We start from the raw sequence: 25,353 nt of genomic DNA, 5'->3' as shown, positions 1-25,353 counted from the left end.
GAATATATTTTCCTCCTATATTTAAATATCAAATTTACTAATGGGTTTTTTATTTGTTAAATCAAAGATATCTCCACACTTAAGTATATGCAACTTCACATCAAAGATAGATAATATATCATCTGGATGCTGTTCTGAAACATTACTATAACTTATACAACTTCCATCTATTATATATACAGCTCCAGAGCCTATAACCTTAAATTTTCCATCATCATAAACTTCAATTGCAGTATCTTCATCTATACCTATTCCTAAACTTTGAGGATTTTCTGCTATTCCAACAAGTAACCTACCTATTCTTCCTCTTTGTGCAAAATGTTGATCTATTATTACTCCTTTGATTAAACCTAATCCAGGCGCCATTTTTAATGTGCATTTTCTTGGTGATTCTTCGTTAGGTCCTGTTACTATCATAGTATCACTCATAACTGAAGCTCCAGCTGAAGTTCCTACAAATATACACTTTTTCTCATAAACTTCTTTCATCTTTGCATATAAAGGCGTTCCTCCTATTAAACTAGTTATTCTTAATTGATCTCCTCCTGTAAAAAAAATTAAAGAAGCATTATCTATAACTTCTATATTATTTTTATCAAAAGCACTTTTTCTATCTCTTATATTTAAAACTTTTATGTTTCTTACTCCCAATTGTTGAAAAATTTTTGTATATTCATTTCCAAGTTCCTCTGGTAGTTCTGAAGCAATAGTAGCTATTACTAATGTACTTTCCTCTTTATCTAATCTATTACATACTTCCTTTAATATTATTTTAGGACCCTTTTTATCCTCTGCGCCACCTATTATTATCAAATTTCCTTCTAATTTTTCTTCTAAATTCAAATCATATGCCTCCTCTTCATCCAACAGTTATTACTTCAATACTCATATTTTGTACTAAGCAGAGAGATAAATTCTTCTAAATGTTTGAACAAACTATTAAAAATTATTTCATAGATATTTTATATATTTACCACATTTTTAATTATTATACACACAAAAAAATCGTGGAAATCCACGATTTTAGGCATAATGCAAAGCAACTTTTTTGAGAGGACATATGACAGAGGACAATTGACAATGAAGGAGGATTTTTCTCCGCTGCGCTACGAAAAATCTTTAATTAAATTTTAAATTACTCGTTTCACTAAAGTGAAACATTGCTGACTTATATGAATTCGAAGTTTATTTTGCGTTAGCAAAACAAGCTTAAAAACAAATTAGTTTTCTGACATAAGGAGGAAAACTCACCTTCATTGTCCTCTGTCCTCTGTCAATTGTCCTATAAAAAATGCTTCGCATTTTTTATATTATTGCTCTTCCTGGTATTATAAGTTTATCTCCAACCTTTACCACGTCTGCATCTTCTATTTCATTAAGTTCTACTAATGATTCTATTGTTGTACGATACTTTTTCGCTATTTTCCAAATAGTATCCCCATGCTGCACAACATAAATGGTAAGACTTGCACTTTTCTTAGGAATCTCTCCTTCTACAGGAACTATATCCACTAAAAGTTCTTTATGTGTTGAATAATTAACTCTAGCATATATATCTACTAAAGCTTTTATTTCTATATTATCCAATTCAATGGAGGCCTCCAAATTTTCAAGACCCATTTTTGCTATACACTGCATATCAATCTTACATCCTGGTATATCTACCCCATAATTAAATGGTACCTCTTCATTAACTGTGTATACATACTTTTCCTCATCAAAAGTTCTATATAATACTTCTACATTTAAAACTCCTTCTACAATTACTTTATCTTCTACTATTTTTTTATCTGTAATGCAAGCTTCTCCACAGCACATAATTATTTTTGATACTTTAGGTTTATTACTTAGTTCAACAGTACCCTTTACCATGCTCTTGCAATTAGAATGTCCATGCATAACATTAACTTGATAGTCTTTTCTATCCATATTCATAAGTTCATAAGGTGAGTATGCATCTTCTATTATATCCATCTCTTCTTTATACATAACTTTTGTATTTGATTTTACTATAGCCTCTACATCAACTATCCTATTTTCTCCTAAATCATCTTCCTTTACATTAAACTCCATTGCATCTACTTTAAAACTACTATAGCTGTCCATCATAGGATTTACATCTTTTAATTCTAGTTCCTTATTTACATCAACATCATCCTCAATATATATTATATCTTTAGAATCTTTTGCTCTATAAAGCAGCGATACTAATACCCCAGCAGAAACTGAAACTTTTTCCTCCATAATCTTAGTTCCCTTTTTATGAACCTTAACATCACATTTCAATACATTGCCTATCTGAGGATTATCCATAGGAATTTGAATGTGGCTTTTTGCTACTAAATCCCCGGAAACTGTTCCAACTATTTTATCCATAGTTGTAGGGTTTTTTAACATTTGTATGTCCTGAGAACCTGTAATGTCTTTTATAACTTTAAAATCATAATTCTTAAATACTTCCGCTTTTAATTTTATAATTCCTTCAATAGCTACCTTTCTTTCATTAACTATACTACATTCTATATGTTCAATATAAGAATCACAATCACACATCATCTTATGTTCAGCTCCAGGTACGTCTACATAATTAGAAAATCTGCCTGTATAATTTGTACTATAAATCCCTGTACCTTCCTCCTCATTTGCCAAATAAATTACTGTATATTTTACTTCTCCTTCTACCAAAATTTTGTCTTGCATTATTTCTTTACTTACAATACATGATTTAGCATCAAGCATTAATACCTGACTAACATCAGGATGCGTATCCGGTATAACATATTCAGATTTAACTACTGTATCACAAAAATTTTCTGTTAACAGCTGTTCACATTCTATATTTTCTCTAATCAGCTCCATATCCATAATTGTATCTCCCTCCCATAAAAACCTACTATTTATTTATATAAACAGTAAGTGAAAAATATGATAAAAACTTATACTGTTTTTAAACAAATAAATAAAGATATAGAGCCAATCTATTACAATATTCATCATTTTTATTACTTTATTTTATTAACACTGTCGCATAATGTTTATCTATATTGACATTTGCAAAATTTTGGGGTAATATTTAAAATGGTTGTTGACCATATAACCTCTCATAAATTCTCAATACCCTTTTATACCATAGTTGAAAGATGGAAACCCACCATCTTTCTTTTAATTATACAAGCTATATTTAAATTTTTATTAACCGTAAAAATAAAAAAAATTGGTACTAAAACTTAGTACCAATATTATACTGCAAAAACAAGTTGCACTGTCTTTGTCAAAACATCCGAATAACTATAAGTCACTTTCCTCTGGGTGTCACTTTCTAATCTAATTACAAATATGCTAGGATAGGCTTTTTCAATTATTCCACTGTTTACAAAAACTTTTCTTCTACCACCATTTGCTTTTAGAGTCACTTTATCGCCAACATGACCTTCAATATCTTTCTTTATTGAAGCCAATACATTTCCTCTTTCCACATTTTATATTATATATCCTAACATATATAATGTCAACTAAACATTTTATTTTATCAGTTAACAATTTGTTTTGTCAATATTAATTTTTTGTTAACTGTCTAAAATATTTAATTTTTTAATACTTTAGGTATTATTCCCTTACAGTTCCTCATATATACAACTATTTTTAAAAATCATAAAATTTATGCATAAGATGACTTAGGAAATCCTTCTCTATACTTACCTCTCGTTTGTAATCCTCCTATTCCTTTAGTACCAGTTATAGTATTTTGCAATGCTTCTTGTATAGACACTACCTTTTCTATATTAGCGTAAGCTACTTTTTCACATAAAAATACAGGATCTAAACAATGTATTAATACTCTTCTTGGAGAACTTGCAAAATTAGCACCTGCGTCTAATATAGCTTCATAACATGATTGACATGCCCCTGCAAATATAATTAAATCATCATAACTAGCTTCATAATTTCTAAGCTCTGACACACATTTAACAAAGTATTTTGAATTTTTATAATTATCCAAATTCATATAATCCTTAACATCCTTACTTACAGAATCATGTCCTGTAATGACAACTATATCAGGCTTTACTTTTTTTACCAAATCAACTATAAACTTAGGCTGCTCACTCTCAGCAATATTTTTACCTACTACATCTAACTTAAGTTGCTTATATACCTTAAGGCATACATCCAAATATTCTGGATCTCCATCTATATGCAATATCCTTCCTGGCCTTCCAAATGTAAGTTCCTTGTTAGAAATATCAACTGCTCTCACACTTCTATATGCTCTATCAATTTCATGCCTGTTTGATAAAACATTTTTAATTGATACATTTACTTTTCTGCTAAATACTTCTTCTGATTCTGTTTGTGAATTATCAGGCACAATTTCTAAATCTTCTTCTGGGGAGTCTGCAATTATTCTTAAATTTATTCCTTTTAATGTATAAATCGTATTGCCATGATTCTCCCTTATATCTATAATCTTAAAAGTAATATCCTTTCCATATGATTTTCTAACAACTATATCATCTATTTTCATATACAACCCCTCATAATATAAGACTATGATATATAATATGTTTTTCTTGTAAAATGGTGAATTTTAACTATGCATGGCAAAAATAAAAACTTTAAATAATACTAAAACAAAAATAGACATATTAGCATCATTGTTAATTTTCAATGCTCCATATGTCTATTAAAGATTTTATATGCTTTTATTTTGATCTTCAATATATATCTCATTGAATTTGTTAATAAAATTAATATACTTTTCCTGTTCAGAAATCAATTCCTCCATTTTATTATTAAACGTATTTAGAGGCCAATTTACCTCACTATAGTAGTACCTATTTGCTAATCTCCAAAATCTTTGAGGAAATAGTAAAAAGCCAAATAAAACCCTATATTCCTCAACCTTTAGCGGACTGATTTCATTGTAAGAATCAATTATAAGTTTAGCAAAATCAATATTCCAATCCAATCTTTTTAACACCTTAATAATAAAAGCTGATATATCATAGGTTCTTATTTCCCTTTTGCAATAATCAAAATCTATTACATTTATTTCATCTTTCTCATCAATTATTATATTATGATAAGTAAAGTCATGATGACAAAATGATTTTTCTTCTTCAGCACTTTTGCACAATTCCATATAATTTGATTCTAAAATTACATTCAAAGCTCTTTTGCCAAGATCCTTGTAAAATTCCACTGTTTTCATATAATTTAAATCGAACTTACTTTTAACACTTTTTTTTCTTCCCATATCACGCATTTTATCCATTGATCTCACTCTTTTTTCTATTAGATTAGGCCATCTTCCCAAATCTGTTTTTAGCTTGCTATTCTCAGGTGGTTCGTATCCTTTTGAAGCTATGTGCATACATGCTAAACTTTTAGCAGCCTTAACTAAATGTTCTTTATTTTTAAAATCACATTCTTTTCCATCAATCCACTGTGAAAGAGTATATATATCTTCATTTATAATCGCATATGGGCTTCCATCTACATTTAAGCAATATTTGTCTACATTAGGAAAACCATTTTGTATTAAATGTTCCTTAGCCCCATAAACAAATAAAAGTTTTTGTGTTCCATAGTTTATTTTTTTTAAACACTTTGTACCTTGATCCGTTTTTAATAAATATACTCCTCTATTTGGCTTTATATTTTCAATTTTGATGTTGAATTGTCTTTCTATTTCAAACTCTCTCATCATGTTAATCACCCCTATTAAATTTATATGAAGTAAAAATGTAATTTAGAAGATTATTAACATTTTTAGGGGGATTTTAATATAATAGATTATAACAAATTTGAAAGGAACAATCTTATGAAAATAGGAATTGATGCCCGGGCAGCAAAATGGTATAGAGGAACTGGAATAGGTACTTATACTTACCAATTAATTAATTGTTTAAACAGAATTGATAATATAAATAATTACTTACTTTTTACCCCTGACAACTCAAAATATACCATACCACTTAAAAATAATTTTAAAATAAATAGCATTAGCAAAAAAATGGGCGAAAATTTTTGGAATGAAATAAACATTCCAAATATTTTAGAGCATAAAGATATAGAACTTTATCATATACCTCAAAATGGGGTTGGGCTTCCTTATGATAAAAAATGCAATTTTATTATCACTCTTCATGATGTAATTCCATACAAAATGCCAGAAACAGTAAGTGATAGATATTTAAAAATTTTTTCAGAGCAAATTCCTATGACTGTTTCTCAATGTGATGGAATAATTACTGTGTCTAACCACTCTAAAAAAGATATAATTGAAGCCTTTAACTTCCCTGAAGATAAAATATATGTAACTCATCTTGCTGCAGAAGATATATATAAGCCATTAAATAAAAATTTAAGCAAAGATATTATTAAAAAACATTATTTCATAGACAATGATTTTATTCTATATGTAGGAGGCTTTAGTCCTAGGAAAAACATTATTGGCCTTATAGAAAGCTTCAGTAAAGTATTACATTCTTATAAAAAGAACCTGCTGCTTGTCATAGCAGGCAAAAAGGGGAAATCTTATGATACTTATAAAAAAAGAGTGGAACAATTAAATATATCTGATAAAGTAATTTTTCCTGGCTTTATTTCAATAGATCATTTGCCTTACTTATACAATGCATCTGAATTGTTTGTTTATCCTTCTTTTTATGAAGGTTTTGGTCTTCCTCCTATTGAAGCTATGTCCTGTGGAGTACCTGTAATAGGCTCTAATTGCACATCTGTTCCTGAAGTATTAGGTAATAGTGGTTTATTAGTTGATCCTAATAATATTGACGAATTAAGCAATTCCATACTCAAAATACTAAATGATAAAAATTTAAAAGAGAATCTCATAGTTTCAGGACTTATGAGATCATCAGAATTATCTTGGGAAAAAACCGCAAAACAAACCCTATCAGCATATAATAAAACTTTAAACTGTTAAAAGTATATTATAATAAAAAACGACAAGTATTATACCTTGCCGTTTATATCAGTATTATTTATGAAAATCTTAAATTAAATAAAGTTATTTTCTTAACTTTTTTAATGAGACTATTATTGGCAAACAAATTATAACAGCTGTACCTGCTGATATAAATCCATTTAAAACTAAGGCTAAAAGCGTATTTACTGCGGCTTTATAACTTATGTGTAAAGCATTAGCATAGGCGTTTATATATATAATATAAATCAACCCCAATACACCTAATGTATTTGTAAAAGATCCTACTATAGTACCTGCTATTACCCCAAAACCTTGAGATTTTTTGCATATTAGCTTATAAACATAATAAGATGTGACTCCTATTAACATTCTTGGCAATATAGCAATAATAGGATTTAAAAATATAAATGTCACTGGAGTTGGAGTGTTAATAGCTTGTACAATACTAAAAATTCCAAACATCAATCCAATGAAAGCACCAACTACTGGTCCTTCAACTATACCTCCTATTATTACTGGAATATGCATGATTGTGGTCTTAAATGGCGGAATAGGAATAAATCCAAGACCCGTAGCACCTAGAATTATAGTTACTGCAGACAACATTCCTATTATTGTCATTTGTCTAGTTTTAAATTTTCCTCTTGTTGAAATTCTCTCAGTCATTTCTTATTACCTCGCTCTCATTCCATTATTTGGATATAAGTCGAAAATTCAATAGAACTTTAAACATAAATGTTCAGTTTCATAATAAATACTGACGGTTAAAATTTTATCACATGATTATTAGAAATTCAATAAGTTATTTACAAACGTACATTAAAAAGTTAAAGAAGTAAATTGATGTATAATTTACTTCTTTAACTTTTTAAATTAACTTTTTAAATTCATTTAAAAATTCCTGTCTATCTTCTTTATATCCATTCTTTCTCTTCAACCTTTCAAGGAATGTATTTTCATCCCAGTCCTTACACTTTGTATAGTAAGCTTTAGATATATTATAAAAATCATCCGGGAAAGTTAACATAGCATTAAGTACTTCTATTTCTCTATTATTTAAAACATTTTTCATAGAATAATTTTTTATTACTTCTTTAGCTTTTTCTATATCAAATGCAAAATTTTTTATTACTTTATTTATAAAATTACATAAATCATGTACCTTCAAATCTATTAAAGCGTAATCAAAATCTATGAAATAAGCATTACCACCATTTATTAATATGTTATGATGTGCTAAATCATGATGGCATACCACTATCTTATCTTCTTCTCCACAAAGTTTATAATAATAAGATTTTTCTAGCATATTAACACTTTTCTCTATTTCATTAATATAATATTCTACATTTTTTATAAATATTTCATCAAATTCACTTTTATTTTCATGAGCACTAGCTATACTATTAAAAAAGTTCATTTCTTGAATTCTTCTTTTAAAACGATCTATAAGTTTACCAGTATTATATCTATTAGATAAATTAGTTTTAAATCCTTCTGAAGCTAAGTGAAGTTCTCCAAGTCCTTGCGCTGCAATATTTAAGTCTACAGGACTACTAAAATCACATTCTGTTCCATCAACCATATCCATAATGTAATACATATTGCCATTCCATATGGTATAAATCTCACCATTTTTATTTTTAACAAAATCCATAACTCTTGAAAATTTATTTTTTATATATTGAGATAAATTATATATGAACTTTAACTCTTCTTCTGTATACTCTGCTCTTTTTAATATCTTCTGCCCTTTATCTGTAGATACCATATAAACACTTCTTAATGGTGCAACATCATAAACAGCTAAATTAAATTCATTAAATAAATCTACACACAAATCATATCTAGCTAAATATCTTTTTTCATTATATTTTTCTACCATTTTAACACCTCTTTAAATTAGGCTATTTCCATCTTCCTTTATGGCTTTTTGTAATTTTAAATAGAATTCTTTTTCATTAAAATTTTCATTTTTATCTCTATATTTACTGCACCATTTCATAAATGCATAAGGATATGATATAATAGCCAAAATAAACTTAGCACTACTTGTATTTAAATCTTCTAAACTGCAAAATTCACTTATTAAGCTATGAAAATCAACTTCTAATCCTTTTCTTTTAACTTTATTTAAAAAACAAGCCAAATCCATTTCAACCATGTTATAGCAGCAACCTTCAATATTTTTAACTTCTATATTTTTCAACTTCCTTAAGTTGTTAAAATAAGTATTTCCAACACACATTTCTACTCTTTTTGTACTTCTCATTATTAAATCTATATAATCATTTTTATATATATTTTCAATACACTTTTGTGCTCTTTCTAAGTAAAGTTCTCCATTTTTCAAAAGTATTTTATCAAGTTCGTTATCTGCACCATTTTGCTGTATTTTTTTTAAATCCCTATTAAATTTTTTTATATGAACCTTATATTGTTCCACTACTCTTCCAATATTGTTACTAAGTCTTTTATTCATATATCCTGTATAACCTAAAGTTTTAGCGTGAAATTCATTTATTATATAAACTTGTTTTTTTATAACTTCCATATTTATATCTTTATATTTAATTTTCTCCGAAAAGTTTTCCACACGATAAATTCCTTTTGACTGCAAATACTTTATAAATGTGTCATTAACATTATTACAATACACAAACAAACCTCCCTGGAATTATTATTTATGCTTCTTACTTTTCATATCCTTTAAGATCTTTCTCTTTTTTCTTTCCATCTTTTTAATTTTTTTATTCTTTCTTTTAATTTTTTCTAAAGATTTAACAGATCTCTTTAAATCATCTAGTTTATTTTTATATTCTTCTAAATCTACATTATCTAAATCTTCATTGTTGAATTTATGAGATTCTTTTTTATCTGCCATAAACACTTTCCCTCCCTTTATAATAATTAATGATATTTTTTAAATCTAAATTCATCTATGAATTCTTGCTTTTGAGCTCTATCTTCAATTGTCCTTTTTAATTTATTTAAGAAAAACTCTTCTTTCCAAGGCTGTTTTTCCCAATAATACTGTATTCCAATTTGCCAATAATCTTGTGGGAATTCCATAAACGCTGCCATTATAGGTATATCGTCTTTTTTGACTTGATTGATTGAGTTATAAGAATCAATTATATCTAATGCACTACTTATGTTCCATTTTCCATTTTTCATACATCTTAAAAGAATGCTGCTAAGATCATGAAGATGTGAATCCAATATACAATAGTCAAAATCTATAATATTTACTAAATTCTTTTCGGATTTTAATATATTATGATCAGCAAAATCATGATGACAAAATCCTCTGTTGCCTATTTCTTCATTCATAGTTTCTATATATCTAGTTTCTATTAGATTTTGTATAGATCTTTCTGCTCTTTGAAGTTCTTCTCTCATAATACTTAAATAAATAGAATCAAACTCTGTATTATTTTCTTTTTTATCTATTATATCTTTAAAAGAACGTATTTCCTTTTTTCTAGTCCTAAATACTTCTATCCATTTAAACCATCCTATTCTAGGATTCATTCCAGCTATAACTTCAAATCCACTACTTTTTTTATGAAGCTCTGCCAGCTTACATGAAGCTAGTAATATATCTTTATTATCATTGTAGTTTAATCTTATTGAATCAACCCATGGATTCAAATAGGCATAGTTGCCTTCAAGTTTTACATAATCCATTCCATTTTCTGTTTTTATTATTTCTGGAGTATATTCAAAATTATTATTTTGTAGATGTTTTATAGCAGATATAATAAACAAAAAATGTCTAAAATCATATTTTACAAATTTAAGGCAATAGTCACCATTTTGGGTTTGAATCTTATATATACTTTTTATCTTTTCTATATGCTTCACATTAAGACTATAGCTTTGTTCTACTATCTTTTTTACTCTATCTATATCCAAACTCTTTCCTCCAAAATAATTCTATATATGTAGTATATGAATTATTGTATATGTATGTGCTAAGTGACACATTTAGAGCGTAATATTAATAATATATAATACGATAAATTTAAAATTTTTTAAAAGCCTCGAAATTATCTGTGTTAAATGGAGGTTGATAACTATATGAAAATAGGAATTGATGCAAGGGGGGTTAACTGGTATAAAGGTACTGGTATAGGAACCTACACTGATAAAATTTTAAAATATATGATCCAAACTCATAAAGAAAATCTATATCATATGTATTGGTCTGGCAACAATTATGAATGCTTTAAAAGTGATAATTCAAAAATATTAATGACTTCAAAAAAATATCATAAATTTTTTGAACAATGTTATTTTCCTAATAACTTAAAAGATGAAAATATAGATATATATCATATTCCTCAAAACGGTATAGGTCTCTCTCAAAACATTGAATGTAAAAAAGTAGTTACCATACATGATTTAATACCTTATATCCTCCCTGAAACCGTAGGAAAAGGATATTTAATTAAATTTCTAAAAGAAATGCCTAGAATAATGGAAACTTGTGATGGCATTATAACTGTATCAGAATGTTCAAAAAGGGATATACTAAAATTTTTTCCTATGAATGAATCTAAAGTTTTTGTAACACCTTTAGCTGCTGATAAAAAATATAAACCTTTAGATAAATCCAAATGCAGAAGACTCATACGCAAAAATTATGATATAGATAATCCATTTATACTCTATATAGGCGGTTTTAGTCCTAGAAAAAATGTTAAGTCTCTTTTAATGGCTTTTTCCAAGGTTTACAGGAAACTTCCTGAAGATTATGATTTAGTTATTGTTGGTGCTAGTAAAGATGATATACACCTTCTCAAAGATTTGAGCCATGATTTAAATATACGTTCACATGTAAAATTTACAGGATTTGTTGAAGAAGAGCTATTACCAACATTTTATAATGCATCCAGTGTTTTTGTATATCCTTCTACGTATGAAGGTTTTGGTTTACCACCTTTAGAAGCTATGAGCTGTGGTACTCCTGTAATAACATCTAACATTTCATCTATACCAGAGGTAGTTGGAGATGCTGGAATTTTAATAGATCCATTTAATATAAAAAGTCTTGAAGATTCCTTGGAACATTTACTAAATAGTAAAAGTTTAGTTGAAAAATTAATTAGCAAGGGACTAAATCAATCTTCTAAATTTTCTTGGGAAAAAACCTCAGAAGAAACTCTAAAAGTTTATAAAAACATTTTAAAAATATAAAATAAAATCTCTTGACTGCCCCGTTCCCAGCCAAGAGATTTTATTTTATATTTTAAAATTCCCTATGATTAAACCCTTACATGAACATATTATACACCTTAACAGAATTATTGTAAACGTTTTATACATATTACTTCATCATTACTTTTTCTCTAAATATTTTTGAAGAGAATCCAATACTATTTTTGTATCTTTATTTACCAAGTTAGATTGAGCTAATGAATTTTTTACATCATCTCTTATGTTAAAAAAGTAAGGAGTATAATTTATTTGGTAGCATCCTTTTTCTGTATTTCCAAGTAATTCCCATACTCTAGAATTAAAGTAGTCTTCGAACTTATTAAATTTTTCTAAGTTATATATATCACTAAATACAGGTAAAACTCCATACTTCATCATAGATTCTAAATCAAGTTTATCATCACTTATAATAAATTTTATAAATTCCTTTGATAATTTTGCATTGCTAGATAAGCTATTTATCATTAAATTACATCCTCCTAAGGATACATCTCTATTACCTCCTGATTCAAAAGAAGGCAACTGAATTGCTCCCCACTTTCCTTTTTCATTGGGTATATTTTGAATAAAATAACTTACATAGCTAGGATCTGCTACAAATGACATTACCTCTTCATTTTTAGCGGAGTTAATAAGCTCTTCTTTAGAATTGTAATCACAAATTATTCCCTGAGAATATAAGTTTTTTACTGCATCTACAACTCTAATCCATTCTTTATCACTGAAATTGACTTTATTATCTTTATTAAAATAGGAAATCCCTAGTTGATTTGCTAGTAATAAGTATATATCACTATTTTCATTTTCTACATTTCCAAGAACTTTTTTGCCTTTATCTTTAGCAACCTTTTTTCCCATTTCAATATAGTCGCTCCAAGTTTTAATATCATCAATATTAATTCCCTCTGAAGACACTATATCCTTCCTATATAAAATTATCTTAGGAGAAGTACTCCAAGGAAAACCATATACTTTATTTTCTTTAGTTAAGTTATCCATCTTACTTTTTGGTAATTTGTTTTTATAACTGTCTATATCTTCTGATACATTTAAAAATCCACCTGGTAATTTATCTAAATAATATTGAGCATAACAATCATCTATTGTTACTATATCTATTGATTTATCTTTATTTTTAACACTTTCTGAAAACTTTCCATATGAATTATTATCAACCTTTAAATTTACACTTACTTTTTTATGTACTTTTTGAAAATCTTCTATAGCCGCTCTTAATGGTTGCTCATGTTTTTTATCTGTTAATACTGTAATTTTCCCTTGTAAATCATCACTATTGTTTGATACACTATTATTTTTCTTGCAAGAAACAGTAGTAGCACCTATAACAATTAAAATGATCATGGCCAAAACTTTTATATTTTTCTTCATAATATCTCTCCTGCATTAAACAGTGTCCTGTTTCTATTGTTTACTTAATTTATTATATTTCCAGTATATATTATCAAATTTACTTAGTTTTTTCAATTGGTTTACTAATTTTGAAATTATCCGCAGTTTTTAAATTTTATAATTTCCCTTAGAATAAAAAAATAAGTCCTAAAGATTTTAACATGTCATTTAAATCTTTAGGACTTATTTCTATCCTTTTGCCATATCATAATTCCCTTTAGAATTAAAATCTTCTTTCCAAGATTTATCTGCTAAAGGTTTAAATTCTTCTGCTACCTTATCCAATGACTTTTGAAATTCTTCATTTTCTATCATCATTTTAGCAACTTTATCCGTAGGCTTAGCTCCTGTTTTTTTTACAACTTCCCTTATCACATTTGTGTTATCTATCATCATGCAAGGCAATAATAAATTTTCATTATAAGGCTGCCTTCTTCTTAGTTCCTTAAAAAAGTCTGATTTAAATACATCAACAAGTTTTTTATTTTTCACATTATCTACTGAAAAGTGAGCAAAAACACATGGTTCCATATCTTCATGAGAGTTTATATGACAATAAAACTTACCTGCTATACAACCTCCTACATAAGGAGCGTCATTAAAGAAATCTATCATAAAATAAGGTTTTGAATTTCTTAACTGCCTAACCCTCTTTCCTAAATAAATCCTTTGTTCAGGAGTAAGCATTAGATTAACATCTTGGCTGCTTCCTACTGGCATAAATATGAAGTACCAACTCATTTTAGCACCCTTTTCTATAAGCATGTTTATAAATTCATCAGATACAACTGTTTTTACATTACTTCTACTAACAGTTGTGGATACTCCAAACAACATTCCCTTTTTTTTAAGTAATTCCATGGAGCTCATAACCTTTTTAAATACCCCTTTTCCTCTTCTCATATCAGTGTCTGCTTCAAAGCCTTCTAAAGAAAACATAGGTATTACATTCCCAAGTTCTTTTATTTTATTAGCTAATTTTTCATCAAAGAGAGTTCCATTTGTAAAAGGTGTAAACATACAGTCATTATACTTTTCATATATTTTTAACATATATTCATTGAAAAATGGTTCTCCACCTAATACTACAAAATAATAAATTCCTAATTCTCTAGCTTCCTTTATAATCCTATCTACTTCTCCATATGGTATATCATCTTCTCTGCTATAATTTGCAGCATAGCATCCCATACACTTCAAATTGCATCTCATTGATGGACTAATAAGTATTACTAATGGTATCTTTATATTCTTTTCCTTTAAGAGCTTTTCCCTTTTAGGCATTCCATACCATATTGCATTTGATAAAAAATTGGAAAAGAATTTTTGGATACATCTTTTATCTGTATTTTTTAAAATATTTATTATGAATTCATGAGTAGCAGGATTATTATTATAGTACTCTTCAACTTGTTGTATTCTTTCTAAATTTTCTTTGTCCTTATTAATAGTTTTTTTTACTAAATCAAATAACTTATCAATATTTTTTTCAGGATTTTTCTCTAGCAACTCCAATCCAGTTTTCACTAAGGTATCTCTAGCGGCCTTCTTCAACTTTTCAGTTACCTTCATTTACTATTCCCCCTGATAAATAGTGATATATAAATATAAAGTTTCCTTTATAAAATTATATACATATTTATTTTATTTATGTCTATATAATATCAGGGTACTTCTATAGAAACTATTAAAATACAATGGTAGTTTGAATTTTATAGTTTATTTATCATGCTTGCTAAATAACCTGCTCCAAATCCATTATCTATATTTACTACACTTATACCACTTGCACAACTATTTAACATGCATAGTAAGGCTGAAAGCCCTCCAAAATTAGCACCATATCCTACACTAGTAGGTACAGCAACAACAGGCTTATCTACAAGTCCTCCAAGTACGCTAGCTAAAGCCCCTTCCATACCAGCTACTACAATAATTATTTTAGACTGTCTTATTATCTCTAATTTATCAAACAACCTATGTATGCCTGCTACCCCTACATCATATATTCTCTCCACCTTGTTTCCAAATATTTCTGCAGTTACTGCTGCCTCTTCCGCTACAGGTATATCAGAAGTACCTGCTGTAACTATGGATATATATGTACTGGTAGTTTTCACTTCCTTATTTTTTATAGTTATAGTTCTCGCTTCCTTATTATATTCTGCTTTAGGACATATAGATTTTACAGCTTCATATGCCTCTTTGGAAGCTCTCGTTCCTAATATATTATTTTTCTTTGTAATCATAAATTCAATTATTCCCTTAATTTGTTCAACAGTTTTTCCAGCACAATATATAACTTCTGGATATCCAACCCTAATTTCTCTATGATTATCAATCTTAGCATAACCTAAATCTTTAAAAGGTAAGTCTTGAAGCTTTTCTAATGCTTTTTCTATATCCATCGAACCACTTTTTACATTTTGTAAAAGTTCTTTTACTTCATTCAGATCCATAATATCCTCCTCTGTGCTCTATATATACTCTTCTATTTAATTCTCGAAAATACTTCCTTTTCTATAAGTTTCCCATACTTTATTAGAGCAAGTTTCACTTGCTATTCTATCATATATAACTTTAATATTTAAATAAAAGCTTAAATATTTATGAAAATTTAGAATTTAAAATTCTTAATAAACATGATAAAGAATTATTAATAATAGAATAATTATATTTTTAAATTAAAATACCAGTAAACAACATAGTTATTTACTGGCCTTCTAATTTACTATAAATATTTATCCATATTTTTTTCATTTTTTAATAAATTCACAAGATATTTTATTTCTTGATCTTTATTTTTGTCCATAATTAATACTACATCGCCATCATCTACTATTACTAGATCCTTAGTTCCAAAAGTTATTATAAGTCTGTCATTTCCAAATACGCTGCAATTCTCACTATTTTCCATAAACACATTACCCATAAAACTATTGCCTTTAGATTTCTTTAAAAATCGTGATAATGCAGCAAAGGTGCCCATATCATCCCAGGCAAACTCACATTTTATAACATAAGCTTTTCTAGTTTTTTGCATTATACCAAAATCTACAGATATTCCATCTATAATTTTATATTGTTCCCTTATAGTTTTTTCTTCATTACTAGTATCTAATTGATCATATATAGCTATAATACTCTTGTGCATTTTAGGAAGATACTTCTGCATTTCCCTTAAAAACACATCTGCTCTCCATACAAATATTCCACTATTCCACAAGTAGGTACCTTTCATAACTAAATCTTTTGCCACTTCAGAATTAGGTTTTTCTAAAAACCTTTCTACTTTAAAACTCTTAATACTAGAGTTTACTTCTTCACCCATTTCAATATAACCGTATCCTGTTTCAGCTCTTGTAGGTTTTACACCTATTGTCACCAATCCCCTCTTTTTTTCGGCAATTCCTATTGCATGTGAAAGTGTACTTTTAAATAGTTTTTCACTTTCAATATAGTGATCAGACGGCAAAATTATCATTGTAGCATTTTGATCTTTTTTAAATAACTTTGCTGCTGAAAGCCCTATACAAGTTGCAGTTTCTCTATTTTCAGGTTCTATGAAAATATTATTTTTATCTATATCCTCTAATTCCTCATATACCTTATCTATATATTCCTTATTAGTAACCACATATATATTCTCTTTGGTTACTAAAGGTATTATTCTATCCACAGTATTTCTTAAAAAACTTTTATTATCTATAACTTTCAAAAATTGCTTTGGATTTTTTGACCTAGAAAGTGGAAAAAGCCTAGTGCCCTTACCACCTGCAAGAATTAATGCATATATCAATATATTCACTCCAAATTATGCTTGCTATATTGTTATAATATGTATTACTTTGCATAATGGTGAAAATATATTTATATATTTATTTTATACTATTAATAAGCTCTAATTTTCTTTTTCTTTTCATTAGCTTTATAGCATATTCTCTTTTTAATGCTTCATTTTTTGTATTAAATTCCTCAGAATATACTAATTTAACTGGTAATCTTCCCCTTGTATATTTAGCTCCCTTTCCGCTATTGTGTACCTGTATTCTTTTATTTAAATCATTAGTATATCCCGTATAAAGTGTTCCATCTATACATTGTAATATATAAACATAATTCATAATTAAAGTTTCCTCTTTAAAATTATTTTACAGATACATTAGGATTAGCATCTATGTAAAATCTCCATAAATAATCCCTTGCTTCCTCTGCATAATCTATTCCTACTCTTTTAGCGGTTTTTATATTAAAATTATCATCTAGTCCATCTTCTATATATAGTTTATCTCCACATAAATCCTCTTTATTTAACGTTTTATCTATACCCATAGCATTGCACAACTTTCCTGGTCCATTTGATAAATTTTTTATTTGATATTTAGTTAAATCTTCATAAGATTTTTTATATCTATTATAAACCATATACTCGAGACCTTCTACCGGCTCCAAAGCTCTAACTAAAATGGCCTCTGGCATTCCTTCTTCTCGAGTAACTATATTAAAACAATAATACATACCATATATAAAATAAACATAAGCAACGCCTGCTTTTCCATACATAACTTCAGTTCTTGGAGTTACCTTTCCACTATAAGAATGAGCCGCTTTATCCAAAGTACCTCTATAAGCTTCCACCTCTACTATTTTACCTGATACTTTCTTTCCACCAATTTCATGTACTAAAACTTTTCCTAAAAGTTCCTTTGCAACTAACAAAGTATCTCTATTATAAAAATCTCTATTTAACTTTTTCATTTTATATCACCCTAAAATTCAAATTAAAATTTTATTTGATAATTATATTATATATTAAATTATATTAGTTTAAAAATATTGCGAAGCAAAGCTTCGCAATATTTTTAACATATGAATTAACTTTCTAGATTTAAAAACTTCTTATTATCCAATCCAAAACTTAATCTGTTGTTCTTACACTATTTCTATCTTTTTTTATTGCTCTTCCTTCCTCTTCAGGTGTAGGGTAACTACCAGGTTTATTATGTGATTTTTTAAAGTCTCGCTGTAAATCTCTTTTCTCTACTTTATTCATTATTATCAGCCTTTCTTTCTTTTCTATGTTGTTTTTCTAGTACTTTACTATCTTGTGTTCTTTTAGTGCCTATATTAACTTCTTTAGCATTTACATTGCCTTTCTTAGATTTATTCATGTTTCAGCACTCCTTTTATATATAAGCTTTTTTCATAATTAGTCTTTTCATTTAATAATGTTTTATTCTAAAAAAAGAGTCCATAATTTCAACATTATGGACTCTCTTACTTATTTTGTTAATATTTTAACCTTGTTCTGCAACAGGTTTTGATTTACTTGCAGATCTAAACATTAGAACTGATGTATAAAGAATAACTACTATTACTAACCACTTCAAAATATTTAATGGAAGTGTCTTAACTATATATGCTGCTATAAAAACTCCTACAGATCCAAATATAGTTATAGCCATAGATGCTTTTCTATCATATGCATCTTCTTTAATAAATTTAGCTGCTGCAGCTGGCATCAAGAATGCACAAGATCCCATCATTATTGGGAATGCTATTTTAGGGCTCATTCCAAGCGCAAATACTAGTGCCATACATGGAGCATAAAGTCCTATTCCTAATGTCATAAGCGCTCCTAATATAAAATTAGCAACTACTGCTATTACAAGCTTTATACCTGTAAGTCCAATAGCTTCTCCACCTGAAGGCATCAGATTTAATTGTTGTGCAAGCATTATTATTACAACTACAATTAATGCTACTCCCATGCCAAGCTGTATTTTCTTTTCATCAAGTTTTGCTACAATTCCAGCGCCTACTATTGCGCCTATAGTTGCTGCAGCAAGCATTGAGAAAAGTGTTATCGGTTCTACTTTTATAACCGTTATAAAAATAAGTGCTTCTATGCCTACAGGTATAGTACATGCTACATTAAGCGTTCCTGGTATAGTTCTATCCTTTGAAAGGTGAAATGCCTTTAATAATGCAGTTGTTGGTGAAAAACTTCCTATTCCTAATGTATCAAAAAAGTTTGTAATAAATCCTACTAATCCAAGGGCAAAGAAATTTGTCTTTTCAATTTTTCCTTCTTTTGCAGCCTTAGCATAGTCTGTAAAAAATACGAATGCAAAGTATAATACTAAAAGTATTAATATACCGAATACTATTTTTACCATTTCACAGCCTCCTCGTTTCTATTTAATATTTTATAGTTGAATTGCAGTGTACCATACCTAACTAATATACCAGTGTATTGCAATTCTTTCAATACAACTTTGTACTTTTGAGACTTTATTTTAAAATAAATCCATGTTTAACTGGATCTTCTGGATCTATGAAGAATTGATTGTGTCCTGTTATGAACGCACTTCCTGTAATTTCAGGAATTATAGCATCAAAATCTCCAACCTTAGTTTCTTCTAATACTCTTCCTCTAAATTTTGTCTCTAAAATACTTTCATATATGAAATCTTCATTTATTTTTAGTTCACCTTTTGCATAAAGTGTTGCTAATTTAGCACTAGTTCCAGTTCCACATGGTGATCTATCAAGCTGTCCCTGTCCAAATACAACTGCATTTTGTAAAGTTGCATCAGCACTTTTAGCAGGTCCATATATTTCACATAAATCTACAGTCTTTATATGTGGAAGTGTTGGATGCTGTATTTCAACTTGTTCATTAACAGCTTTTATAACTTTCATTCCTATTTCTATTATCTTCTGTGCATTTGATGGACATATTTCTATTCCTAGGTTTTCAGCTTTAACTATAGCAAAGAAACTTCCTCCAAAAGATATATCCATTGATACTTTGCCTATTCCAGGCACATCTACTTCTACATTTCTTTTATAAAGGAATGCTGGTACATTAACTATAGAAACTTCTTTTGCTTTTCCATTTTCTACTTTAACATTTGCTTTAACTAATCCTGCTGGAGCTTCTAAAGTAATTTTTGTTACTGGCTCAGTTACTTCAACCATACCTTCTTCTACAGCTACAGTTGCAGCTCCTATGGAACCATGTCCACACATATTTAAATATCCACCGCCATCCATGAATATTATTCCAAGATCTGCTTCTTCACTTGTTGGCTGTGTTATTATTGAACCAAACATATCATTATGTCCTCTTGGTTCAAGCATTATAGCTGTTCTTACATAATCTAAATTCTCTTCAAGATAAGCTTTCTTTTCTGGCATTGTTTTTCCAGGGATATTAGGCACTCCACCTACCACTATTCTTGTTGGCTCTCCCATAGTATGTGAGTCTATTGCAAATATTGTTTTTGTTGTTTTCATTTTTGTGCCTCCTTGTTTTTCATTTTCAATTTTAAAAATGCTAAAGCCTTTTTAGCATCAAGTTCTACTACGTTGTTTTCTCCCACAACTTCTGTTTCAATTCCATCTTTTGATTTATTAAAGTCTACTATAGTATCCATATATTGATTAGTAACTACAAACTGTGCTTGAGTTCCTACAAAGCTCATTCCAACTACTGGAATACCCCTTTTTCCTACTTCTTCCAAAGCAGTAGCAAAATCAATATTACTGTTTCCCCAACCGTCAATAGATACTATGACTCCATCTGCTCTCATAGCTTCAACCCAAGATGCTGCTCTCTGTGCAACAAATACCTTATCTTCATTTTCTTGTGGTGTTCCTGCTACTATAATCCCTAAAAGATCCACATCATCATCATTAGAGACTACATTAAGCAGCGGATCTCTAAAATGATGTAATGTTGTTTCTTTTGTAGATGGTCCTATTCCCATAGTAATACCCTCCTATATAATTTAGTTCATGGCTCTTAATGCACCATCTCTGTATTCATTAGGACTTAATACTATAGGCATATTACCCATATCTATAATAGATCTACATCCTACAAAACCACCTGGTTCTTTACTTAAAAGTCCTGTATCATACATAGCGCCTTGGCCAGCAACTTGTTTTATAATAACTACTTTCTTCTTTCCAGGCTTTATCTTATCAAAATATTCATACTTTTCGTCGCACACTCTTCCACTTAATTGCTTTAAGCAGCTTCTTATTTCACTAATTATCTTATCAGAAACTTCATGTGCTGACATGGGACCTGGCCTACTTGTTCCTTTACCAGCTTTTAGAGTAACATTTATATGAATTAATATGTCATTCTTAGCCGGAGTACCAGCTCTTCCAAATACAACTTGTTCATTTAGTATACCTTCAGAAGAACCAAATTCTGCAACTTGTATTCCCTCTTCATCTACTCCTGTAAGCATCACATTTACTCCTGTAAGTACATGAGTTATACCTTCTCCTATTTTCCCTAATACCTTTACAGCTATTGGAGAAAAATCCATTATTGAATTTACAAATGTATTGTGATTATCAGGATTTATGATTTTAACTTCTATATGTTTTATAAGTTTTTCGTCTACTGATATTCCATTTTGTATATCATTTTTTAAATACAATACACCGTTTTCTATATAGGTTCTTTCAGCAAACTTAACTTTTGTTATATGAAAAGTCTTTACAACTAATCTTCTGATTTCTATTTGCTTTTCCATATATATCACCACGTTTATTTTAATAAAAAATATTAATATATAGGAACTAGAAACTAGTTTTTAGTTCCTAGTTCCTATATTATAGTTACTATTTTCTAACTTCTGATTAAACTTTTGCTATATATTCATATGGAAGTGGAACTATTGTTCCTGCAGTAGTTATCTTAGTTAACTCTACTAATGAGTCTTTAACTATAGCTGTTTGCATAGCAACATCATGTGGTGCTCCTGCATTAGCTCCCATTGGTACTCTTGGAGCAACTGCTCTTGGAGTTCCTGTTTGTTTAACTACTGGTGGTAAAGCAGCTATACATATTGTAGGTATTCCTGCTTCTTCGATTGCTCTCTGCACCAAAACTGCAGAGCGGTGGCAAGTTCCTCATCCAGCTGTCATTAGGACTGCATCTACGCCTTCTTCTTTAAGAATTCTAGCGATTTCTGGACCAGTTTCATTCTTGAATTTTTCCTGGTTTCCGCCGCCGCCCATGAATCCTATATGAGTTGGTGCGATTTCTTTTATAAATCCTTCTTGTACAAGTTCTTTTAATCTATCAATTGGGAACATGCAGTTGATGTCTTTATTAACATCTCCATTATCATATCCACCATGTGATACCATAAGTTCGCTTGATGGTGCATCTCCTGGTATTTTTCTAAATGTAAAGTCTCCTGCTAAATTAAATCTCTTATCAGATTTTAAATGTACACCAGCCGCTGTAGCTATAGCTACTTTCATATCTTTAAGCTCTTTTGTTACAGGAGCCCAAACTGGTGGAGGAGTTATAGGAACAAATATTTCTGATTGTAATCCTTTAACAATTGTTAAATCCATTATAATTTTCCTTCCTTTCTATTTCTTATATCTATATTGCTAACATATTTTTCATTAGCTTCTTCTGACAAAACTTCTATAAAACTCATCTTAAAGCCAACTTCTTGACCTACCTTTAAAGGGTAATCTGTTATAAGCATTCTCATAGGTACTTTTAAATATCCTAATCTTCCTTTAAGGTCTACTGCAACGCATCCGTCATGAACTTCTACAATTACGCCTTGCATTTCAATGATTTTATCACCATATTTTAAATCCATATTAAGCGCCTACTTTGTTGAATATTTTTCAAGTCTCTTTTGGCTTACTGGAACAGCAGTTTCATTTTCAACTCTTTCTATTGAAGTTGCTGTAGTCTTTTCAACTAACTCTAGATTGTTTTCTTTAACATTTGCATTCCATTTTCTTTCTGAAGCTTTAACTTCTTCTCCACCCATAGCTGCTTTAAGCATTGATATTCCTCTTATTGCATCTTCTGGACATAATGTATTACAGCTTAAAACTTCATTTTCAATTCCAGCTTCTGACTTGTTGTTATCAACCATGTACTTCATGTACTTGTTACCAACAACTAAAGCTCCTTGTACTGCGCAGAATGAGAATCCTACACATGGAATATCTCTCATACCAATTTGTTCAATGTGACTTGCAAAGTCAATGTGGTTGTTTCCAAATCCTTCTGTTGTAACAAAAGCTCCATCAACATCTAAAGCTTCTACTATCATTCCCATTCTTTCTGATACATAGAATTTTTCACTGTTGATTTGTGGACTTCCTACAAATAATACTCCACAAAGATCTAATTCTGGATCATTTAAAGCTTCATGAACAAGTGGTTCTCTCCAGTAATGTCTTGAACATTCTTTTGATGCAGGTCCTATACAAGTTAATGCATGAATTCCTCCATCAGCAACTTCAAGTGGTGATAACATTACAGGAACATTTCCTAAATCAACGTTTGGTTTTGCTCCAAGTACTCCTACTGGCTCAACTGGTAATATTAAGTTATCGTGCATAGCACCTTGACCCATTATTTCTTTAACAATGATAACTTTTTTCTTTCCTGGTCTTCTCTTTTGTTCAAATACTTCTGTACTTGTTACTAAAGATTCATCAGCATTCTTTAAAGCTTCTCTGATTTCTTGAGTTATAATATCTGTAGCTGTATGAGCAGCTAGAGGACCTGGTCTTTCCATGTTAGTTCCTGCAGCTATTGTTACTTGAGTTTTTATGAAGATTTCTCCCTTATCAGGTGCTCCTGGTCTTCCAAATTGAATGTTTTCTTCAAGTATACCTTCTGATGAACCGAATTCTCCTATTTGAACTCCATTTTCATCTGTTCCAGTAACCATTACTATAACACCATCAATTACTCTAGTTACGCCTGAACCTAACTTGTTGTCTCCTTCTTTAGTAGCTATTGGTTGAACATCCATTATTGTTTCACTATAAGTGTTATACTTATCTGGAGTTATTATATCAACCTTTATTTCTTTAACTAATTTGTTTATTTTTACAGCATCATCACAAACATTTTCTCTGATGTAAAGAGTTGTTCCTTCAATTTTTGTTTCTGGTCCAAACTCTACTTTATTGATTTTGAAATATTTTCTTGTAAGAGTTCTTACAACCTTTTCTTCAAGCTTAACTGCTGCTGCTGGAGCTTCAGCATTAACAATTTTTTGTGCTTTTACTGCTAATGGTGCTTGTGGTGCAGTAGCTGCTGCCTGAGATGTTCCTTGAACATTTAAAGGTACTTCAATATCAATACCTTTTCCTTCAGCTATCTTAATTCTAAGAACGCCGCCGGATACACTTGTTGTTGATTTTGGTGCTTCTGACATTATTACTTCCTCCTCATATCCTTCTAATAGATCAGGTGTTACAGGAGTTAATGCTGGTGCATCTACCTTTAATGTTGCTCCAATTACTTCTTCTCTTGTTAAAACTGCATCATCTAATTTTAATAGTAATGAGTCTTCTAATTTTTCAAAGTTCATTGGATTTTCTAAATCTTCAACACTAATAGTTTCTCCTGCTTTTTTATTATATTTTAAAACTGCTTTTTCACTTCCTTCAGTTAATTCTTCAGCTTGTGCATCTGAATTTCCTTCGGAAGCCATAGTACTAACTCCTTCTAAAACATCTGGAGTTAATGGTGTAAGTGAATCTATAGTTTTTAGTAGCTTTGCTCCTAAAACCTCACCTATCTTTAAGCAGTTATCTGGTATTGTTAAAAGTCCTGAATCCACCATATCTGGGAATATACCTGGATCCTCTAAATTGTCTGCTGATATTATTGTTCCTTCTTCTGTTCTACAACATACAACAGCTAATTCATTTTTTAACTCCATTGCATGTTCAGCACTCATTGACAT

The 25,353-nt window shown here is 29.3% G+C and carries 27 protein-coding genes; 2 read left to right on the top strand and 25 right to left on the bottom strand.

Annotated elements, in window-relative coordinates; translation table 11 throughout:
• Positions 1 to 21: 21 nt before the first annotated feature.
• The 5 genes from Ccar_RS21565 to Ccar_RS21545 form a co-directional block, all read right to left on the bottom strand.
• The gene (locus tag Ccar_RS21565) at positions 22 to 843 is read right to left on the bottom strand and encodes a cyanophycinase (protein ID WP_007061668.1); all 822 of its coding nucleotides are present in this window, start codon (positions 841 to 843) and stop codon (positions 22 to 24) included.
• 462 nt (positions 844 to 1,305) lie between these two features.
• Positions 1,306 to 2,865, bottom strand: a complete 1,560-nt coding sequence (locus tag Ccar_RS21560; RefSeq protein WP_048030413.1) for a DUF3794 and LysM peptidoglycan-binding domain-containing protein — start codon at positions 2,863 to 2,865, stop codon at positions 1,306 to 1,308.
• Between the two features lie 374 nt (positions 2,866 to 3,239).
• Positions 3,240 to 3,476, bottom strand: coding sequence for a Veg family protein (locus tag Ccar_RS21555; protein WP_035775371.1), 237 nt, complete (start codon positions 3,474 to 3,476; stop codon positions 3,240 to 3,242).
• A 182-nt stretch (positions 3,477 to 3,658) separates the two neighbouring features.
• Entirely contained in the window at positions 3,659 to 4,525 is an 867-nt protein-coding gene (gene yabG / locus Ccar_RS21550) for a sporulation peptidase YabG (protein WP_007063776.1), read from the bottom strand.
• Between the two features lie 168 nt (positions 4,526 to 4,693).
• Entirely contained in the window at positions 4,694 to 5,710 is a 1,017-nt protein-coding gene (locus Ccar_RS21545) for a CotS family spore coat protein (RefSeq protein WP_007063777.1), read from the bottom strand.
• Between the two features lie 114 nt (positions 5,711 to 5,824).
• Here Ccar_RS21545 and Ccar_RS21540 point away from each other — a divergent pair, with 114 nt between their 5' ends.
• Positions 5,825 to 6,949, top strand: coding sequence for a glycosyltransferase family 4 protein (locus Ccar_RS21540; RefSeq protein WP_007063778.1), 1,125 nt, complete (start codon positions 5,825 to 5,827; stop codon positions 6,947 to 6,949).
• A gap of 84 nt (positions 6,950 to 7,033) precedes the next feature.
• On the opposite strand, the gene Ccar_RS21535 is transcribed toward Ccar_RS21540, so the two are convergent.
• From Ccar_RS21535 to Ccar_RS21515, 5 genes are all read right to left on the bottom strand, one after another.
• On the bottom strand, positions 7,034 to 7,618 hold the full coding sequence (locus Ccar_RS21535; RefSeq protein WP_007063779.1) for an ECF transporter S component: 585 nt from the start codon (positions 7,616 to 7,618) through the stop codon (positions 7,034 to 7,036).
• A 202-nt stretch (positions 7,619 to 7,820) separates the two neighbouring features.
• A complete protein-coding gene (locus Ccar_RS21530) occupies positions 7,821 to 8,837 on the bottom strand; it encodes a CotS family spore coat protein (protein ID WP_007063780.1) in 1,017 nt (338 codons plus the stop codon).
• A 12-nt stretch (positions 8,838 to 8,849) separates the two neighbouring features.
• Positions 8,850 to 9,611 (bottom strand): hypothetical protein, encoded by a 762-nt coding sequence (locus Ccar_RS21525; protein WP_007063781.1) that lies wholly within the window; start codon positions 9,609 to 9,611, stop codon positions 8,850 to 8,852.
• Between the two features lie 21 nt (positions 9,612 to 9,632).
• A complete protein-coding gene (locus Ccar_RS21520; RefSeq protein WP_007063782.1) occupies positions 9,633 to 9,836 on the bottom strand; it encodes a hypothetical protein in 204 nt (67 codons plus the stop codon).
• Between the two features lie 26 nt (positions 9,837 to 9,862).
• The gene (locus Ccar_RS21515; protein WP_007063783.1) at positions 9,863 to 10,870 is read right to left on the bottom strand and encodes a CotS family spore coat protein; all 1,008 of its coding nucleotides are present in this window, start codon (positions 10,868 to 10,870) and stop codon (positions 9,863 to 9,865) included.
• Between the two features lie 165 nt (positions 10,871 to 11,035).
• Between Ccar_RS21515 and Ccar_RS21510 the strand changes: the two genes are divergently transcribed.
• A complete protein-coding gene (locus Ccar_RS21510) occupies positions 11,036 to 12,154 on the top strand; it encodes a glycosyltransferase family 4 protein (RefSeq protein WP_007063784.1) in 1,119 nt (372 codons plus the stop codon).
• A gap of 141 nt (positions 12,155 to 12,295) precedes the next feature.
• Here Ccar_RS21510 and Ccar_RS21505 read toward each other — a convergent pair whose 3' ends face one another.
• From Ccar_RS21505 to prdA, 15 genes are all read right to left on the bottom strand, one after another.
• On the bottom strand, positions 12,296 to 13,564 hold the full coding sequence (locus Ccar_RS21505) for an ABC transporter substrate-binding protein (protein WP_007063785.1): 1,269 nt from the start codon (positions 13,562 to 13,564) through the stop codon (positions 12,296 to 12,298).
• 210 nt (positions 13,565 to 13,774) lie between these two features.
• Entirely contained in the window at positions 13,775 to 15,157 is a 1,383-nt protein-coding gene (locus Ccar_RS21500) for a radical SAM/SPASM domain-containing protein (protein WP_007064237.1), read from the bottom strand.
• A 140-nt stretch (positions 15,158 to 15,297) separates the two neighbouring features.
• Positions 15,298 to 16,044, bottom strand: coding sequence for a nickel pincer cofactor biosynthesis protein LarB (gene larB / locus Ccar_RS21495; RefSeq protein ID WP_007064238.1), 747 nt, complete (start codon positions 16,042 to 16,044; stop codon positions 15,298 to 15,300).
• 272 nt (positions 16,045 to 16,316) lie between these two features.
• Positions 16,317 to 17,384, bottom strand: coding sequence for a mannose-1-phosphate guanylyltransferase (locus tag Ccar_RS21490; protein WP_048030410.1), 1,068 nt, complete (start codon positions 17,382 to 17,384; stop codon positions 16,317 to 16,319).
• A gap of 79 nt (positions 17,385 to 17,463) precedes the next feature.
• The gene (locus Ccar_RS21485; RefSeq protein ID WP_048030408.1) at positions 17,464 to 17,709 is read right to left on the bottom strand and encodes a GIY-YIG nuclease family protein; all 246 of its coding nucleotides are present in this window, start codon (positions 17,707 to 17,709) and stop codon (positions 17,464 to 17,466) included.
• Between the two features lie 22 nt (positions 17,710 to 17,731).
• The gene (locus tag Ccar_RS21480) at positions 17,732 to 18,343 is read right to left on the bottom strand and encodes a DNA-3-methyladenine glycosylase (protein WP_048030406.1); all 612 of its coding nucleotides are present in this window, start codon (positions 18,341 to 18,343) and stop codon (positions 17,732 to 17,734) included.
• A 160-nt stretch (positions 18,344 to 18,503) separates the two neighbouring features.
• Positions 18,504 to 18,638: a hypothetical protein gene (locus Ccar_RS27665; RefSeq protein ID WP_007062670.1), complete on the bottom strand. Its 135-nt coding sequence runs from the start codon at positions 18,636 to 18,638 to the stop codon at positions 18,504 to 18,506.
• The gene (locus Ccar_RS27660; protein WP_007062671.1) at positions 18,631 to 18,756 is read right to left on the bottom strand and encodes a hypothetical protein; all 126 of its coding nucleotides are present in this window, start codon (positions 18,754 to 18,756) and stop codon (positions 18,631 to 18,633) included. The genes Ccar_RS27665 and Ccar_RS27660 overlap by 8 nt, the downstream gene beginning before the upstream one ends.
• A gap of 126 nt (positions 18,757 to 18,882) precedes the next feature.
• The gene (locus Ccar_RS21475; protein WP_007062672.1) at positions 18,883 to 19,764 is read right to left on the bottom strand and encodes a sulfite exporter TauE/SafE family protein; all 882 of its coding nucleotides are present in this window, start codon (positions 19,762 to 19,764) and stop codon (positions 18,883 to 18,885) included.
• Positions 19,765 to 19,879: 115 nt separating this feature from the next.
• Positions 19,880 to 20,887, bottom strand: a complete 1,008-nt coding sequence (locus tag Ccar_RS21470; protein ID WP_007062673.1) for a proline racemase — start codon at positions 20,885 to 20,887, stop codon at positions 19,880 to 19,882.
• Positions 20,884 to 21,360, bottom strand: a complete 477-nt coding sequence (locus Ccar_RS21465) for a glycine/sarcosine/betaine reductase component B subunit (protein WP_007062674.1) — start codon at positions 21,358 to 21,360, stop codon at positions 20,884 to 20,886. Before Ccar_RS21465 ends, Ccar_RS21470 begins: the two co-directional genes overlap by 4 nt.
• A 21-nt stretch (positions 21,361 to 21,381) precedes the next feature.
• Positions 21,382 to 22,143 carry a proline reductase cluster protein PrdD gene (gene prdD, locus Ccar_RS21460; protein ID WP_007062675.1) on the bottom strand — a complete coding sequence of 254 codons (762 nt, stop codon included), beginning with the start codon at positions 22,141 to 22,143 and terminating at the stop codon, positions 21,382 to 21,384.
• A 106-nt stretch (positions 22,144 to 22,249) separates the two neighbouring features.
• A complete protein-coding gene (gene prdB / locus Ccar_RS26515; protein ID WP_081457841.1) occupies positions 22,250 to 22,975 on the bottom strand; it encodes a D-proline reductase (dithiol) protein PrdB in 726 nt (241 codons plus the stop codon).
• Positions 22,975 to 23,235: a CBO2463/CBO2479 domain-containing protein gene (locus Ccar_RS21445; RefSeq protein WP_007062678.1), complete on the bottom strand. Its 261-nt coding sequence runs from the start codon at positions 23,233 to 23,235 to the stop codon at positions 22,975 to 22,977. The genes prdB and Ccar_RS21445 overlap by 1 nt, the downstream gene beginning before the upstream one ends.
• Before the next feature lie 9 nt (positions 23,236 to 23,244).
• The gene (gene prdA, locus Ccar_RS21440; protein WP_007062679.1) at positions 23,245 to 25,353 is read right to left on the bottom strand and encodes a D-proline reductase (dithiol) proprotein PrdA; all 2,109 of its coding nucleotides are present in this window, start codon (positions 25,351 to 25,353) and stop codon (positions 23,245 to 23,247) included.

The sequence above is a fragment of the Clostridium carboxidivorans P7 genome (assembly GCF_001038625.1).
GTDB classification, from domain to species: Bacteria; Bacillota; Clostridia; order Clostridiales; family Clostridiaceae; genus Clostridium_AM; species Clostridium_AM carboxidivorans.
Note: the sequence above shows the minus strand (reverse complement) of the source record. Positions and strands in the feature narration are given on the sequence as shown.